The sequence below is a fragment of the Chryseobacterium camelliae genome (assembly GCF_030818575.1).
In the GTDB taxonomy this organism is placed as follows: Bacteria; Bacteroidota; Bacteroidia; order Flavobacteriales; family Weeksellaceae; genus Chryseobacterium; species Chryseobacterium camelliae_A.
On sequence record NZ_JAUTAL010000001.1, the window covers coordinates 745410 to 760836 of the forward strand.

Sequence of the window (15427 nt, forward strand, 5' to 3'; positions counted from 1 at the left end):
TATATTTAAAAATTAGCCATTACCTTATCATTTTTATGAAAAAATGATTTGTAATACAAAATATAGCCATTTATGCCATCCCAAATTAACTTAACTGCTCATTTTTTGCAGATTATTCAATAATTGTGAAAATATTTTCTGTTTTTACGCAAAAATTACTTTTAAAAACTATAATTGTTTATATATTTACACGGTAAAATTGTACTGTAAAAAACTGAATAAGAATGAAAAACAAATTCTCTGAGCAACTGATTCAGATGGCAGCATTAGATGAATCGGTACGGGAAAAACTCCTGAAAGAGAATAAACTTATAGGAGGTTATCATCCGGAAATGGAATATGTCCACCGGCAGAATGCTGATGAACTAAAATCAGTTATTAATGAAATCGGATTCCCGACCATTTCAAAGGTTGGGGAAGAGGCCGCCGAGGCCGCATGGTTGATTGTTCAGCATTCCATTGGAGAGCCGGAATTCATGAAAGATTCATACAAGCAGATGCTTGAGAGCCGTATAGATGTTAACCCCGCCAACCTGGCTTTCCTGTTTGACCGGATTCAGTTTTTTCAGGGGAAACCTCAGAAGTACGGTACCCAGCTCAATGCAGACGGAAGCATCTATCCGGTTATGGATACTGATCAGCTCAATGCTTTAAGGCAGGAGCATAACCTTCCGCCTTTGCCACAAGATAAGATCAGCAGTATCCTTCCTTCAGATAAGATAGAAGAGCTGGAAAATCAAAATCCGGATTATGTTCTCTGGAGAAAGAATGCAGGCTGGAAATAACCTCATGACCATATGAAGATGCTGGAACAATTCGGATGTTTTTCGGAAGCTGAGACGAAGCTTTTTCATAGCATGCTGACAAATAAATATGTGAAAAAAGATGAAGTGCTTGTCCGGCAGGGTGAGATTTCAAAATCCATATTTTTTGTTGTCAAAGGATCTTTTTATCAGTTGTATTTCTGCCAGGACCGTGAAGAGAATCATATTACTGATCTGTACATGGAAAACGACTGGCTATTTAATGCTGACAGCCTGATCAACCAGGCTCCGTCAAAATCAGCTATTATCTGTTTCTCCGATGCTGAGGTAGCTGAACTCACACTGGAAAGTCTGCATCAGCTTATTGCTTTTTCCCGGAATTTCCTGTTGCTTAATAAAATATTCAATACATTAAGTTCTAAAATAGCTCTGTACGATGAACATCTGACTCCTGCCCGGAAATACAATCATATTCTCACCTCAAAACCTCAGCTATTGCAGTCATTCCCCCTGGCAATGATCGCCTCCTATCTTAAAATAAGGCCGGAAACCCTCAGCAGGGTAAGGGCAAATATCCGTATTTGATTTCAATCAAGTGTCCGTCCGGGAAATTATCATGATATTTAATTAAAAATATATGATACAACAGATAATTCCCAAACTGCCCATGCGGCAAAAAGAAATTACCGAAAGGTTTTATAATGCCTTAGGATTTGAGACCTCACAAAATGATTTTCACCAGTATCTTATGATGAAAAACGGAGCCGTGGAAATTCATTTCTTTGAGTTTAAGGGTCTTATTCCGGAAGAAAATTACGGTCAGATCTATGTCCGATGCTCGGCTTTGGAAGCCCTTTATCAACATTACACAGAACGCGGTATTGAAATTCATCCGGCAGGGAGCCTCAGCAGCAAACCGTGGGGACAGAAAGAATTCTCTATTCTTGATCCCGATCATAATCTGATAACATTTGGTGAGGCAATCAGTTTATAATCCGGATATAATTTCTCTGTCAATATCAAAAATAAACCCTCCTAAGCAGAGGGTTTAGTCTTATGATGAAAGTTGAATACCGTCAGTAAAACTATTGCAATGGTGAGGCAATCAGTTTCATGATTTCCAGAGCAACTTTCAGGGCTTCGGTTCCATCTTCCAGTGAAACTTCCACATTCTTGTTATTGACGATGGCATCTGCAAAAGAATTCAGCTCATCAAGTATTGCATTGTTGGCCTGGATATTCGGATACTCAAATAAAATCTGATTTTTCTCTCCGTCCGAGTTTTCTATGATCATATCAAATGGGGTAGGCTGTTCCGGAGCCTCTTTCATCCGGATAACCTCTGCTTTCTTCTCCAGGAAATCTACGGAAATGTAGGCGTCCTTCTGGAAGAAACGGCTTTTCCGCATCGCTTTCATGGATATTCTGGACGTGGTAAGATTGGCAACGCAGCCATTTTCAAATTCAATCCTGGCATTGGCAATGTCCGGGGTTTTGCTCACTACGCAGACGCCGCTGGCATGGATGCTCTTGACTTTTGATTTTACCAGGCTCAGCAGGATATCAAGGTCGTGGATCATCAGGTCAAGCACTACGGAAACATCCGTTCCGCGCGGATTGAATTCTGCCAGGCGGTGGATTTCTATAAACATCGGATTCCTGATGTAGTCCTTTGTCGCAATAAATGCAGGATTGTAACGCTCCACATGGCCTACCTGGGCCTTGATGCCGTTTTCCTGGCACATCCTGAGGATTTCTTCTGCTTCTTCCAGGGTTTGTGTTACCGGTTTTTCTATAAAGAAATGCAGCCCTTTACGGATAGCCTGCAAAGCATAGTCGTAGTGATAAATGGTAGGGGTTACGATATCCAGCATATCGATCTCATCCAGAAGATCATCAAAATGTTCGAAATAGCGGTATCCGAATTCAGCTTCCAGTTTCCTGCCGTTTTCAGCATCTTTATCATGAAACCCAACCAGTTCATATTGATCCGACTGGTTCAGAAGCCGCAAATGTATTTTCCCCAGATGTCCGGCACCTACCAAACCTGCTTTTAACATAGTCCTTTAAAATTTCCGTAAAGATAGTCATTTTATGAATTTGCAAAGCAGTACAGGGCTTTTAAGGTTGACCGGTACCGATTGTTTTACTACTTTTGTGCCTTAGTATTGTGATCCCTAAACTATGATCCCATGATGCATGATTCATTTGTACATAAAGGAAAAAGAAAGATTTTGGTTGACTATCTCCGGCAGAGGATCGGGATTTCCGATGAAGACGTGCTTTCAGCCATGAATGACGTTCCCCGCCACCTGTTCATTGAAAGTATCTTTGAAGATTATGCTTATGAAGACCGTGCATTTCCCATTCTGGCACACCAGACCATTTCACACCCCTCAACCGTAGCGGAACAAACCGAGCTTTTGCAGGTAAAACCGGGTGAAAAAATCCTGGAGATCGGAACAGGATGCGGATATCAAACTGCCGTCCTGTTAGCTATGAAAGCACAGGTGTATACTGTGGAAAGGCAGAAAGACCTCTTTGATTTTTCAAAGAAAAAGCTCAGGGAACTGGGAATGTATCCTAAATTCCAAAGCTTTGGGGATGGATTTGCAGGGCTTCCCACTTTTGCTCCTTTTGATAAGATCATCGTTACCTGCGGCGCATCCGTTCTTCCTACTGAACTGCTGAAGCAGCTGAAAGTGGGCGGAACCATGGTTATTCCGTTGGGACCTACAGATGAGCAGGTTTTATACCGCTTTACCAAAGTATCGCAGACCGAGTTTGAAAAAGAAGAGTTCGGGGCATACAAATTTGTTCCGATGCTGGGCAACACGAATCAGTAATTCATATATTGATCATAGCGATCAGGGCTTAAATTTTTTAAGCCCTGAATTGTTTTTGATGGTGGTGAAAGGCTTTCAAAGGAAATCAGAAAGAATTATTCATAAATTTTAACTGGACCTGCTATCTAGGGTCATAGTTTGCTAATAATAAGTTTCAGGTGCATCCTGATGTCAAAAAAATATCATCATGAAAGTATTCATCACTAAGAAAATTCCTGAAATAGGGATGAAGATGCTGGGAGAGGCCGGTATGGAAATCATTCTTCCGGATAATAATGATCTTACACGCTACGAGTGGCTGGAGCATTGCCGCAATGCAGATGCGGTTCTGAACGTAGGGAGCAGGTTCCGTTATGACAGGGCATTTTTTGACCATTGCCCGGATGTGAAGGCGATTGCGCTTTACTCTGTAGGGTTTGACCAAGTAGACGTCTGGGAAGCAAGCCGTAGAAATATTCCTGTCGGGAACACCCCTGATGTGCTGAGCAGGGCTACTTCCGATGTTGCATTTTTACTGATGCAGTCTGTGGCTAGGAGGGCTAGTTATAATTTCGAGAAGGTAAAGGCTGGCAACTGGACAGATTTTGATCCTATGCATGCTTTGGGACAGGAACTGTACGGCAAGACCTTGGGGATTTTCGGGCTGGGAAGGATCGGTTTTGAAATGGCACTTAAGGCACAGCGTGCTTTCGATATGAAGATTGTGTATCACAACCGGCACCGCAACGAAAAATCAGAAAAACTGCTGGATGCCCATTATGTCTCTTTTGATGAACTGATTGAGGTTTCTGATGTGCTGAGTATCCATGCTAATTTTAATCCGGATCAAAAAGGTATTTTCAACCAATCCGTATTTAAAAGAATGAAACCCGGATCGATCTTTATTAATACAGCCCGAGGAGGATTTCATCAGCAGGACGACCTGTATGGCGCCTTGGTTGCAGGAGACATCTGGGGGGCAGGCCTGGACGTTACCGATCCTGAGCCGATGTCACCTGATGATCCTTTGCTGCAACATTCAAAGGTATGTGTGCTCCCGCATATCGGCTCCGCAACCCATGAAGCGCGGAATGGCATGGCCCGCATTGCTGCCCTGAATATCATTGCATTTTCGCATGGGGAGATAATGCCGTATTGTGTCAATCCTGAAATATATTCTGCACGGTAAGGGAAGCTTGGAACTATTTTTGATCTTTACACACTACACTAAACAACAATCTTATGGTATCAGAAAACAGTCCTCAGGAGCAGGACAGAAAACTAGAACAGATGGATTACAGTCCGGGAGAGGACATTTTTAATCAGGAAGAACATATTCCCGTTGACGGAGATGGAAATCCTATTCCCGATACAGTGACGGATGAGGATGAAATAGACAAAGGATTGGATATTCCCGGTACTGAAGATGACGAAGTGGTAGACAATAATGGTCTTGATGATGAGGAGAATGATTACTGGAGCATCAGCGACAATGATGATAACCACGAAGAAGAAAATACAGATTTAATCCGCTAAGCCTTACTGAATTAAGTAAGGTTTTTTAATTATATCACCATATTGGGGATTTGTATGAATTTATTTTATATATATTAATTTATTTTTAGATAGATAAAAATCATAAATGTTTATGATTTGGAATAAGAAAAAATATCTATTTTTATCTCTGTTTAGAGATAGTTTTTATATATGGTTAAATTTATACAATCTTTTTTAATATGTATTGGAGTATCACTGTATGCACAGTCTCAGGTAAACGTTAAAGTTAAAGATGCTTCAGGCAATGAAAGTTTTAATGTGTCCTGTACCAATACGCTGGATTCTAACGGATGTCTGTCACTTCATGTAGAGTATCCGGTTCTAAAGGAAACAACAGGCTACCAGGTGAGCCAGGAAACCTACAATCCTGCTGCGGCATTCAATCAGGGAACGGCTCTTAATGCCAACTACGACGACGTGTTTGCCAAAAAGTTGGATCTGCCTTTTAAGTTCTGCTTTTACAATCAGTATTACGAATCCTTGGTCGTAGGGTCCAACGGGATGATTACTTTTGACCTCAGCCAGCTGGGAAAAATCAATTATCCAAACGTTCAGGGACAGAATCCTAACGTTAACCTTCCGAAGAATGCTGTATTCGGGGTCTATCATGATATGGTATTTTCCGCTTCTGATGCTTCCGAAATCTATTATGCTACCCTTGGAACCGCACCGTACAGGAAGTTTGTCATCAGTTTTTATGAAGGAAGGATTGCAGGATGTACTGAACGGTCTACTTCACAGATTGTCCTGAATGAAACTACCAATGTCATCGATGTATTTGTCGATAAAAAGCCTCTGCCGTGTCCGACCAGGAAATTTGAAAATGCGTTGATAGGAATTATCAACAGTACCGGTACAGATGGAATCTCACCCGCTTCCCGAAATACGGGTAACTGGCAGGCTTCACAGGAAGCATGGAGGTTTACGCCTACCGGAAATGTCATTCAGCCTCAGGTAACATGGACGAATGCTGCGGGGCAGACGGTAGCTACCGGAGTTCAGACTACGCTGTGCCCTGCTCAGAACGAAGTATATACGGCCAATGTAGTATTCAACAGCTGTGGAAACAGTACACTCACCCTAACGGATGACTTTCCGGTGACGTTTGATGCTGCGTATCCTGCTGCAAAAAACTTTACACAGAATATCTGTGGCAATGCGCCGGTGAATGTCAGCCTGAACAGCTTTCAGCAGAACCTGACTTCCCAGAATCCTGCCAATTTTAATTTCAGTTTTTATACAACGTTACAGAATGCACAGAGCGGGCAAAATCCATTGCCTAACACTTATACAGTAAGTTCCAATACCGTTCTGTACGTACGGATACAGAATCCAGGCGTACCGGGGTGTTTCAGGACAGCGGTACTTACCCTGAATTTCCTGACCAGGAACCTTCTCAAGAACACCGTAGAAATCTGTGATACCAACAATGACGGTACAGAATCCGGATATGATCTCTCTGCTATAACAGGCGAACTTTTTCCTCCAGGTACTTCCGGGTATTCCTATCATCTCAGCCAGGCTGATGCACAAAACAATGTAAACAGTGTTACCACCGCTACCATTACAGCCAACACCAGTATTTGGGTAAGGCTTCAGGATGGATCATGTACCTATATTCTTGGACCTGTCCATTTTCAGTTCAGGCCCGGTGCCAATATTAATACACCGATTACTTATCCGTATACGACATGTGATATTAATGCGGATAATAAAGAACCCTTTGATTTTGCAGTTAATGTCGGTCCTCTGATCAGCAGTCAGCAGGGCGTAACATTCAGTGCTTACGAAACCTATGCTGCCGCACTTGCAGGATCAGCACCTACGCTGGGAACTATCAAAGAAGGACAATATCCCGTTTTTATTAGGGTTCAGACCCCAAACGGATGTTTTGCTGTAGCCCAGGTAAATATGAATGTTACCTTTACAAAGATACAGGCCAATGAAAAGAATGAATACATCTGCTTCAACGGGACTGATGACATCAGTATTAACCTGAATACCCTTTCGGCGGGTATGTTGATTTCCCCTACATCGGTTCCCGTAACTGAATTTTATGCTGGTTACAATGAAGCCATGGCCGGGACTACTCCTATCAGTCCCAACCAGACTATCACCACTAATGGGAATTTCGTAACCCAGACTTATTACGTAAGGTTTGAAATTTCAGATCAGTGTTTTACCGTAAGGCCTATCAATGTCAATCTTGTTCATCCTGTTGCGGTACAGTCCAGCTTTACCGTATGTGATATCAATAATAATAATTCTGAAAATGTCCAGCTGAACCAGTTTTCAGCCGCCATAATCGGGACACAGAATGCATCTGCGGTATTCTATCTGACACAGGGTGATGCCCAGAACGGGACCAATCCTGTCAATACCATAACGCTGAACGGTACCCAGCAGGTCTTTGTGAAGATTACTTCCTACAACTGTTCGCAGGTATATCCGGTAACAGTGGGGCTGGTATCCACTCCGGCGGTGAGTTCACCCGTGACGATTACGCTCAGCAACATCTGCGACAATAATAATGACGGTACGGAAATCTATAATCTTACGCTTGCCCAGCCGCAGATATACAGCGGCTCCAACGTGATATTTACTTATTATACCTCATACAATCCTTCTACCCAGGCTCTTTCGGGTGAAATTACCAATCCTTCGCAATTTTCAGTGCAGGGAAGTGCTACGGTATATGTAAAGGTTAAATTCAATAACAGCGATTGCTTTTCTGTGGCACAGTTGAACATCCAGATGACGTTCCTTCCGCCTGTAGTACTGAATAATGCCGTTCTCGATATCTGTGATCAAAATTTCGACCTGAACGAAACTTTTCAGCTGAGTGCCGCAACGCCACAGTTATTTATCGCTTCCCAGAATACACAGCCGGTATCCAATATGACGATTACGTACTACAATACGGCTGCTGATGCCAATGCTGGAAATGCTTCTGCACAGATTGGAAGCACTGTAACCACCAATGTTTCTACAGTGACTGTCTGGGCAAGATTCCAGTCTAAAACCACAGGTTGTTACTCTGTAGCATCTATTCAGCTGAATACGTATTTTCCGCCAAAAGCAATTAATTCAACCATTACGGTCTGTGATGAAAACCTGGACGGAAGCTATGAAGTCAACCTCCTGAATTATACCAGCCAGATGGTAGACCTGCCCAATGCAGCGAATACATTTGTCTTTTATTATACCCAGCAGGATGCGCAGAACAATACCAATCCTATTACCAACCCGCAGAACTTTTCTGTACAGCCGTTTCCGGCGCAGATATGGGTAAAGGTCCAGAACCTGCCGGGATGCAATGATATTGCTGCTGTCAACTTTGTATTCGGGAATAAGGTAACCCTTCAGAACGCAGGGCCATTTCAGCTGAACAATGTATGCGATACAGGCAATGACGGGGTAGAAAATGTGAATCTTAAGCAGTTTGAAGCCCAGATCTACACAGGGTCCAATGCGACTTTCACGTATTATACCTCACTCGCTGACCTTAATGCCGGTACCAATGCCATTGCCAATCCGGATTCCTATCCGTTTAACCAGAATACAGGACCTAATACGATCTATGTTAAAGTAAGCGTACCTGGGCTATGTCCGGAAAAAGTACTGATCAACCTGTCGCTTAAGCCGGTTCCTGTTTTCGACATTCCGGACCAGTACATCTGCCCGGACGGTTCCCTTACTTATACCCTGAACGTAGAAAACTATGTCATTACAGGCTATACCTGGACGAATCCTTCGGGGCAGATCGTCTCAACCACAAATACTCTGTCAGGAGTTAATGCAACGGGAACTTATAGCGTTACGGTAACGGCATCTAACGGATGTTCTTACACCGATACCTTTGTCCTGAAATATTATGATGTTCCGGTAATCGAAAAACTGGTTGCTGACGGCAATACCTTTACGGTTTTTGCTACCGGATCCCAGCCAATACTGTATTCCATAGATGGAACAACCTGGCAGACCGGAAATGTATTTTACAACCTTCCTACCGGAATTACCACGTTCTATGTAAAGTATGCAGAAGGGAAATGTATCATCAAACAGGACGGGGTTATCCTGGATATCAAGAATGCTATCACGCCTAACGGTGACGGGAAAAATGACCAGTGGATCGTTAAAAACCTGCATGTTTTCGGAAGTAAAATGACGAATGTAAAAGTATTCGACCGTTACCAGGCGCTGATCTTCGAGCAGAACACCAATACGCAGATCATCTGGGACGGAACCATACAGGGCAGGGCTATTCCTACTTCCAGCTACTGGTATGTGATCACATTGCCGGACGGAAGGACGTTTACGGGATGGATCCTGGTAAAGAACAATAATTAATACTTATGATAGTTTAAACGCCATTCGCGGGGCAACGAAGTTGCCCCGCGAATGGCGTTTTTATGATCTGGTGAAGCATCCCGCTTTTTAAAATGAGATTTTAAATTAAAATAACTTAGTATATATCGTAAAGCTAAAATATGCGGAAACCATGCTGATTTGGAGAGCTTTTCTATTGTAAAGGAATTTTCAGGCTTTTGTTTGCTTGGTATTTTCTAATTTGAATATCTTTAAAACCTTGAATTTAAAATCAAAGACTTTGAATACGACCATCACATTCCAGGAACAGATCCGGCAGGGCATACCGGCAGAACTGCCTCAGCCTAAACCATACGATACCACCATCAACCATGCGCCTAAACGGAAAGAAATTTTAGGTGAAGAGGAGAAAAAACTGGCTTTAAGAAATGCTTTACGGTATTTTGAACCTAAGTTCCATGCTGAGCTGCTGCCTGAATTCAGGGCGGAGCTGGAACAGTACGGGAGGATTTATATGTACCGCTTCCGTCCGGAATATGAGATGAAGGCAAGGCCGGTTTCAGAATATCCGGGAAAATCTGAGCAGGCAAAAGCGATTATGCTGATGATCCAGAACAATCTGGATTATGCCGTAGCCCAACATCCGCATGAGCTGATTACGTATGGAGGAAACGGAGCTGTATTTTCCAATTGGGCCCAATACCTCCTGACGATGAAATACCTTTCCGAAATGACCGATGAGCAGACACTTGTCATGTATTCAGGGCATCCGATGGGGCTTTTCCCATCCCATAAAGATGCGCCGAGAGTGGTGGTGACCAACGGAATGGTGATCCCGAATTATTCAAAACCGGACGACTGGGAGAAATTCAATGCCCTGGGCGTTTCGCAATACGGCCAGATGACAGCGGGGAGTTATATGTATATTGGACCGCAGGGAATTGTTCACGGAACTACGATCACCGTGCTGAATGCTTTCAGGAAAATTAAAAAAGAGCCGAAAGGCGGACTGTTTGTAACATCAGGATTAGGCGGAATGAGCGGTGCCCAGCCTAAAGCCGGGACTATTGCAGGTTGCGTAACGGTGTGTGCGGAAGTCAATCCTAAGATCACTAAAATCCGCCACGATCAGAAATGGGTCAATGAAATTCATGATAACCTGGACGAATTAACGGAAAGGGTCAGAAAAGCGCAGGAACAGAAAGAAACTGTTTCGCTGGCGTATTTAGGGAACATTGTTGAGGTTTGGGAAAAATTCGACAAAGAAGATTTGCGTATTGATATCGGTTCAGATCAGACCTCGCTTCATAACCCATGGGCAGGCGGTTATTATCCGGTAGGCCAGAGTTTTGAAGAATCCAATGCGATGATGGCTGAAAATCCTGAGCTGTTTAAAGAAAAAGTCCAGGAAAGCCTCAGAAGGCATGCAGAAGCCATTAATAAACATACGGCAAAAGGAACCTACTTTTTCGATTATGGAAATGCCTTTCTGCTGGAAGCATCCAGAGCAGGTGCCGATGTTATGGCGGAACATCCTTCGCTTGGCCGGGAATTCAGATATCCAAGCTATGTACAGGATATTATGGGGCCAATGTGTTTCGATTATGGCTTCGGGCCGTTCCGTTGGGTATGTGCAAGCGGAAAACCGGAAGATTTGCAGAAAACTGATGAAATAGCATGCCGTGTGTTAGAAGAAATTCAGAAACATTCTCCTGAAGAGATCCAGCAGCAGATGAAAGACAACATCCAGTGGATCAAAGGCGCTCAGGAAAACAACCTTGTTGTGGGTTCGCAGGCGAGGATCCTGTATGCTGATGCGGAAGGAAGAATGAAAATTGCGGAAGCATTCAATAAAGCGATCAGGAACGGGGAAATCGGACCGGTGGTTTTAGGGCGTGACCATCATGACGTTTCCGGGACGGATTCTCCTTACAGGGAAACCTCCAATATCTATGACGGATCACGTTTTACGGCCGATATGGCTATCCATAACGTAATCGGCGACAGTTTCCGGGGCGCCACCTGGGTATCGATCCATAATGGCGGAGGCGTAGGCTGGGGCGAAGTGATCAACGGAGGTTTCGGGATGCTGCTGGACGGCAGCGATGATGCGGACCGCAGATTGAAATCCATGCTGTTCTGGGATGTCAACAACGGAATTTCAAGGCGAAGCTGGGCGAGAAATGAAGGTGCCGTTTTTGCGATTAAAAGAGCGATGGAAGCGGAACCCAACCTTAAAGTAACGCTGCCGAATTTTGTGGATGATAATCTTTTCTTATAAATGATCATTGTATAACCCTGAGAAGGATGCGTACTGTCGTGTATTCAAAACTGAAACCTGCCGGAATGCTGGTGCTGTTTGTGCTGATGGCTTTTTACAGCCTTCAGGATATTCAGCTTATTTATCCTTCCTATTTCCCTGTTCCGGCTTATGATTTCAAAGCCCGTCCGTTAAAACGTGCGGTCATACAGCTGGGCAGGAAACTGTTCTACGATCCTGTGCTGTCGAGGAGCAATACTATTTCCTGTTCTTCCTGCCACCAGCAGCAACATGCTTTCTCCGATGTCGGAAACCGTCTCAGCAAAGGGATAGAAGATGGAATAGGAGACCGCAATTCTCCGGCGATTTTTAATTTGGCCTGGCAAAAAACATTCATGTGGGATGGCTCAGTAGGAAATATCGATGTGCAGGCGCTCGCGCCCATTAACCATCCCAAAGAAATGGGGGAGGACATCAATGTGGTGGTCCGCAAGCTGAATGCTTCCAAAGAGTACAGAACACTGTTCTACAGGAGTTTCGGAGATAGTCTAGCCACCGCGGAACGGGCCATGAAAGCCCTTTCGCAGTTCCAGCTTACCATTGTGTCCGCCAACACAAAATATGACCGGGTAAAGCAAGGGAAGGCTACATTCACCGGAAAGGAAATAAAGGGCTATGAACTGTTCCGCAAAAACTGCAATGCCTGTCATACTGAACCGCTGTTTTCAGGATATGGATTTGCCAACAACGGACTTCCCGTACACCCGGAACTTAAAGACTACGGCAAATGGAATAAAACGATGGAACCTCAGGACCGGCTGATGTTCAAGATTCCCAGCCTCAGGAACCTGGCGTATACCTATCCGTATATGCATGACGGCCGCTTCGGTACGCTTCATGAGGTTTTAGAACATTATGAAAAAGGAATTGTGAAAAGCCCTGGTTTAGCGAAAGAACTTCAGCAGCCTATTATTTTTAATCCGGACGAAAAAGATGCCCTGCTGACTTTTCTGGCAGCGCTGAATGATTCCACTTTAGTTTCCGACAGCAGTTTCGGGAAGCCGAAATAGTTAATGTATCTTTATCTTGCTGAACCGCAATTAACTTTGAGATTGTTTTACATAAAACGCATCACTATGGCAAAGATCAACAAAGAAATATTTTCGCACCTCCGTGTTGAGGATGATGACCCCGTCTGGGACAAGTTCTCTCCGGTAGAATTTGCGAAAAAACATGTGTTTGATACGGATAAAGCTTATCTGTTGGAAGACGGCTTCGTACGGAAGTATTATATCCACAGCACAACAGATATCGATACTGAAATTTCTGCCGGCTTTTATTTCCCTGGGGAAATTTTCAGCATCCAGAAACATGATTCTGAAGGCAGCTATGAATCGCTTACCTCTGGTGTAGCCTGGGAAATTACCCTGGATGCAGTAAAGGAACTGTTTGTGGTGAATCCTCAATGCCGCTTCGTCCAGAACTACTATTTAAGCCGCCAACTGGATGCGGCCATGAAGCGTGAAATGCTCCTGCTTCAGAACTCGCCGCAGGCACTCTATGAGTACCTTTTAAAAAACAAGCCGCACTACATCCAGAATATTCCGTTAAAGTACCTGGCTTCCTACATCGGCATTACGCCTATTTCGCTGAGCCGCATCAGAAAGAGGATTAATTAACTTTTGTTTATTGACTCCCGTTCCATAAGTCTTTTCCTTTGCTAAAAAAGAATATGGAAATACAAAAGCTCAACTGGGCAGGCCTTAAAATTACCGCCCATAACAGAACGGTACTGATTGATGCAGTAGAAGATTTCTCTTATTATAAGCCCGTTTTAGGAGAGGCTGTAGAACAGCTGATAAAATTCTCGGATGCTGTGCAGGCAGATTATATCCTGTTTACACACCTTCATCTGGACCATTTTGATGTAAGCGTTATTAAAAAATGCCTGAAAAAAGACGGGAAGCTGATTGTTTATTCGGCATTGGAACCTTTAGTAAGGGATTCGGTTGACGGTGTGGAAATTATAGCACTGGACCTGGATGAAACCTTTACAGAAAACAACATTACCTTTAAGCCTGTATTTGCCATGGATGGAATTGGTGAGATCCAGTCCTCCTGGATTGTGGACGACGGAGAAAAAAAGATCTTTCACGGCGGAGATACCATTTGGCATAACCGGTTCTGGAAACTGGGAAAAGAAAATGAAGGGATCGACTACGCCTTTCTGCCTGTCAATGGTGTCGTTGTGGATTTCGGGATCATCGGACTGGAATATAGTCCTATCGCTGCTTCGCTCAACCTCAAAGAAGCTTTCGCAGCGGCCCGGCTCTTGCATGCCCGAAAGCTGGTGCCAATCCATTACGGACTGTTTGCCCATGAAAAATACTATATTCCGGAAATCTTCGATGACCATGACCTGGAAAGCCTTTCTAAAGAAACTGGACAGGAGTATATTACCTTAAAAGATGGTGATGTACTGCATGAAATATAAATAGGAAACCTGCCGGAAGGCAGGTTTTTGAGTATTAACGAGTTACTAAAGTGGTATATATCGCGAACTTATTGCAGAGGATTATGTTCTTTTGCTTGATCATCACCGGTTCTCGATACATTTTTCTTTGCTTTGCTGCAAAAAACACTCGAACTGACGGCGCCGAATTGATTGTTAGAAAATTGATTTTGCATCTTTTATACTGCGGAAGGAAGTGGAGCGTATTGATAACTTGTTGCGGATGATACCCACCGGTTCCCGATATATTTTCTTAGCCCCGCACTAGTGGGAGGAAAACAAGATCTGCTGAAGCTTCAGAGCCATTCTTCTTTCAACTGAAGTCCGGATTCTGAGAACGATTAAAAAAAATAGATGTCCATTTTTCGGTTGTAAAGCACCTCACCATTTTCTAGTTTTGAATAAAAAAAATTATGATCAGCTTTAAACAGTTACATTATGGTGAAGAACCATTACTTTTGGGTAATGTATGGAATGTAGAGAGTGCAAGGGTATACGAAAAATTAGGGTACAAGGCATTAGCAACATCAAGTTCGGCAGTGGCGCATAGTTTGGGATATGAGGATGGAGAGCAAATGACCTTTGAAGAATATTTTTATATCATTAAGAGAATCAAAGCTTCTGTAGCAATTCCTTTGTCGGTAGATCTGGAATCCGGATACGGGACTGAAAATAATAGTATTGTTTCTAATATCATAAAGCTTATAGAAACAGGAATATCGGGAATTAATATTGAAGATACAAAGGTTATTGATGGAACACGAAGGCTAACGGACAAAAATGTTTTGTACGAAAAACTGAACGATATTTTTATAAAATTGGGAGAAGACAGGGATAAGATATTTATCAATATTCGTACCGATCCTTTTTTACTGAATATTGAAAACGCGTTGGAAGAAACTTTAGCAAGAATACAGTTGTTTGAAAAACTTAATGCAGACGGCATTTTCATTCCCGGAATAACTGCTAAAAATGACATCAGGACGGTTACGGCATCTACTTCTCTTCCTGTGAATGTGATGGGTATGCGTAATCTGCCGGATTTTGATCAACTTAAAGAATTAGGGGTGAAAAGAATTACGTCAGGTGCTTTTATTTATGCACATATTTACCGAGAAATGGAAAAATCAGGTCAGGCCATCATAGATGAGAAAAGCTTTTCAAAACTTTTTATTTAATT

13 protein-coding genes are annotated in these 15427 nt (G+C 43.1%); 12 read left to right on the top strand and 1 reads right to left on the bottom strand.

The features are described from left to right. The first annotated feature begins 224 nt into the window (after positions 1-224). The 3 genes from QE404_RS03370 to QE404_RS03380 are packed head-to-tail and all read left to right on the top strand — an operon-like array spanning position 225 to position 1758. Positions 225-785 (top strand): DUF6624 domain-containing protein, encoded by a 561-nt coding sequence (locus QE404_RS03370; RefSeq protein ID WP_307446485.1) that lies wholly within the window; start codon positions 225-227, stop codon positions 783-785. Positions 786-797: 12 nt separating this feature from the next. Continuing rightward, entirely contained in the window at positions 798-1349 is a 552-nt protein-coding gene (locus QE404_RS03375; protein ID WP_307446487.1) for a Crp/Fnr family transcriptional regulator, read from the top strand. Between the two features lie 52 nt (positions 1350-1401). After that, positions 1402-1758: a bleomycin resistance protein gene (locus QE404_RS03380; RefSeq protein ID WP_307446490.1), complete on the top strand. Its 357-nt coding sequence runs from the start codon at positions 1402-1404 to the stop codon at positions 1756-1758. 91 nt (positions 1759-1849) lie between these two features. Here the strand turns inward: QE404_RS03380 and QE404_RS03385 are convergent, their stop codons facing one another. Further along, a complete protein-coding gene (locus QE404_RS03385; protein WP_307446492.1) occupies positions 1850-2824 on the bottom strand; it encodes a Gfo/Idh/MocA family protein in 975 nt (324 codons plus the stop codon). 135 nt (positions 2825-2959) lie between these two features. On the opposite strand from QE404_RS03385, the gene QE404_RS03390 reads away from it, so the two are divergent. The 9 genes from QE404_RS03390 to QE404_RS03430 all read left to right on the top strand — a co-directional run bounded on the left by QE404_RS03390 (position 2960) and on the right by QE404_RS03430 (position 15425). Beyond that, on the top strand, positions 2960-3610 hold the full coding sequence (locus tag QE404_RS03390; RefSeq protein ID WP_307453336.1) for a protein-L-isoaspartate(D-aspartate) O-methyltransferase: 651 nt from the start codon (positions 2960-2962) through the stop codon (positions 3608-3610). A 187-nt stretch (positions 3611-3797) separates the two neighbouring features. Next, on the top strand, positions 3798-4778 hold the full coding sequence (locus QE404_RS03395; protein ID WP_307446495.1) for a 2-hydroxyacid dehydrogenase: 981 nt from the start codon (positions 3798-3800) through the stop codon (positions 4776-4778). A 53-nt stretch (positions 4779-4831) separates the two neighbouring features. Further along, positions 4832-5125: a hypothetical protein gene (locus QE404_RS03400; RefSeq protein ID WP_307446497.1), complete on the top strand. Its 294-nt coding sequence runs from the start codon at positions 4832-4834 to the stop codon at positions 5123-5125. A gap of 171 nt (positions 5126-5296) precedes the next feature. After that, positions 5297-9496, top strand: a complete 4200-nt coding sequence (locus tag QE404_RS03405) for a T9SS type B sorting domain-containing protein (RefSeq protein WP_307446498.1) — start codon at positions 5297-5299, stop codon at positions 9494-9496. A gap of 271 nt (positions 9497-9767) precedes the next feature. Next, positions 9768-11756 carry a urocanate hydratase gene (locus QE404_RS03410; RefSeq protein ID WP_307453338.1) on the top strand — a complete coding sequence of 663 codons (1989 nt, stop codon included), beginning with the start codon at positions 9768-9770 and terminating at the stop codon, positions 11754-11756. 26 nt (positions 11757-11782) lie between these two features. Next, on the top strand, positions 11783-12805 hold the full coding sequence (locus QE404_RS03415; protein WP_307446500.1) for a cytochrome-c peroxidase: 1023 nt from the start codon (positions 11783-11785) through the stop codon (positions 12803-12805). Positions 12806-12871: 66 nt separating this feature from the next. Next, a complete protein-coding gene (locus QE404_RS03420) occupies positions 12872-13414 on the top strand; it encodes a Crp/Fnr family transcriptional regulator (protein WP_307446502.1) in 543 nt (180 codons plus the stop codon). Positions 13415-13467: 53 nt separating this feature from the next. Then, positions 13468-14229: an MBL fold metallo-hydrolase gene (locus QE404_RS03425; RefSeq protein ID WP_307446505.1), complete on the top strand. Its 762-nt coding sequence runs from the start codon at positions 13468-13470 to the stop codon at positions 14227-14229. Between the two features lie 431 nt (positions 14230-14660). Next, positions 14661-15425, top strand: a complete 765-nt coding sequence (locus QE404_RS03430) for an isocitrate lyase/PEP mutase family protein (protein ID WP_307446508.1) — start codon at positions 14661-14663, stop codon at positions 15423-15425. Positions 15426-15427: the final 2 nt, after the last annotated feature.

What these genes read in the sequence shown, in the direction of transcription:
- QE404_RS03425 (WP_307446505.1), top strand. Translation starts at nt 13,468, where the DNA reads ATGGAAATACAAAAGCTCAACTGGGCAGGCCTTAAAATTACCGCCCAT.
- QE404_RS03395 (WP_307446495.1), top strand. Translation starts at nt 3,798, where the DNA reads ATGAAAGTATTCATCACTAAGAAAATTCCTGAAATAGGGATGAAGATG.
- QE404_RS03400 (WP_307446497.1), top strand. Translation starts at nt 4,832, where the DNA reads ATGGTATCAGAAAACAGTCCTCAGGAGCAGGACAGAAAACTAGAACAG.
- QE404_RS03380 (WP_307446490.1), top strand. Translation starts at nt 1,402, where the DNA reads ATGATACAACAGATAATTCCCAAACTGCCCATGCGGCAAAAAGAAATT.
- QE404_RS03430 (WP_307446508.1), top strand. Translation starts at nt 14,661, where the DNA reads ATGATCAGCTTTAAACAGTTACATTATGGTGAAGAACCATTACTTTTG.
- QE404_RS03370 (WP_307446485.1), top strand. Translation starts at nt 225, where the DNA reads ATGAAAAACAAATTCTCTGAGCAACTGATTCAGATGGCAGCATTAGAT.
- QE404_RS03420 (WP_307446502.1), top strand. Translation starts at nt 12,872, where the DNA reads ATGGCAAAGATCAACAAAGAAATATTTTCGCACCTCCGTGTTGAGGAT.
- QE404_RS03375 (WP_307446487.1), top strand. Translation starts at nt 798, where the DNA reads ATGAAGATGCTGGAACAATTCGGATGTTTTTCGGAAGCTGAGACGAAG.
- QE404_RS03385 (WP_307446492.1), bottom strand. Translation starts at nt 2,824, where the DNA reads ATGTTAAAAGCAGGTTTGGTAGGTGCCGGACATCTGGGGAAAATACAT.
- QE404_RS03390 (WP_307453336.1), top strand. Translation starts at nt 2,960, where the DNA reads ATGCATGATTCATTTGTACATAAAGGAAAAAGAAAGATTTTGGTTGAC.
- QE404_RS03415 (WP_307446500.1), top strand. Translation starts at nt 11,783, where the DNA reads ATGCGTACTGTCGTGTATTCAAAACTGAAACCTGCCGGAATGCTGGTG.
- QE404_RS03405 (WP_307446498.1), top strand. Translation starts at nt 5,297, where the DNA reads ATGGTTAAATTTATACAATCTTTTTTAATATGTATTGGAGTATCACTG.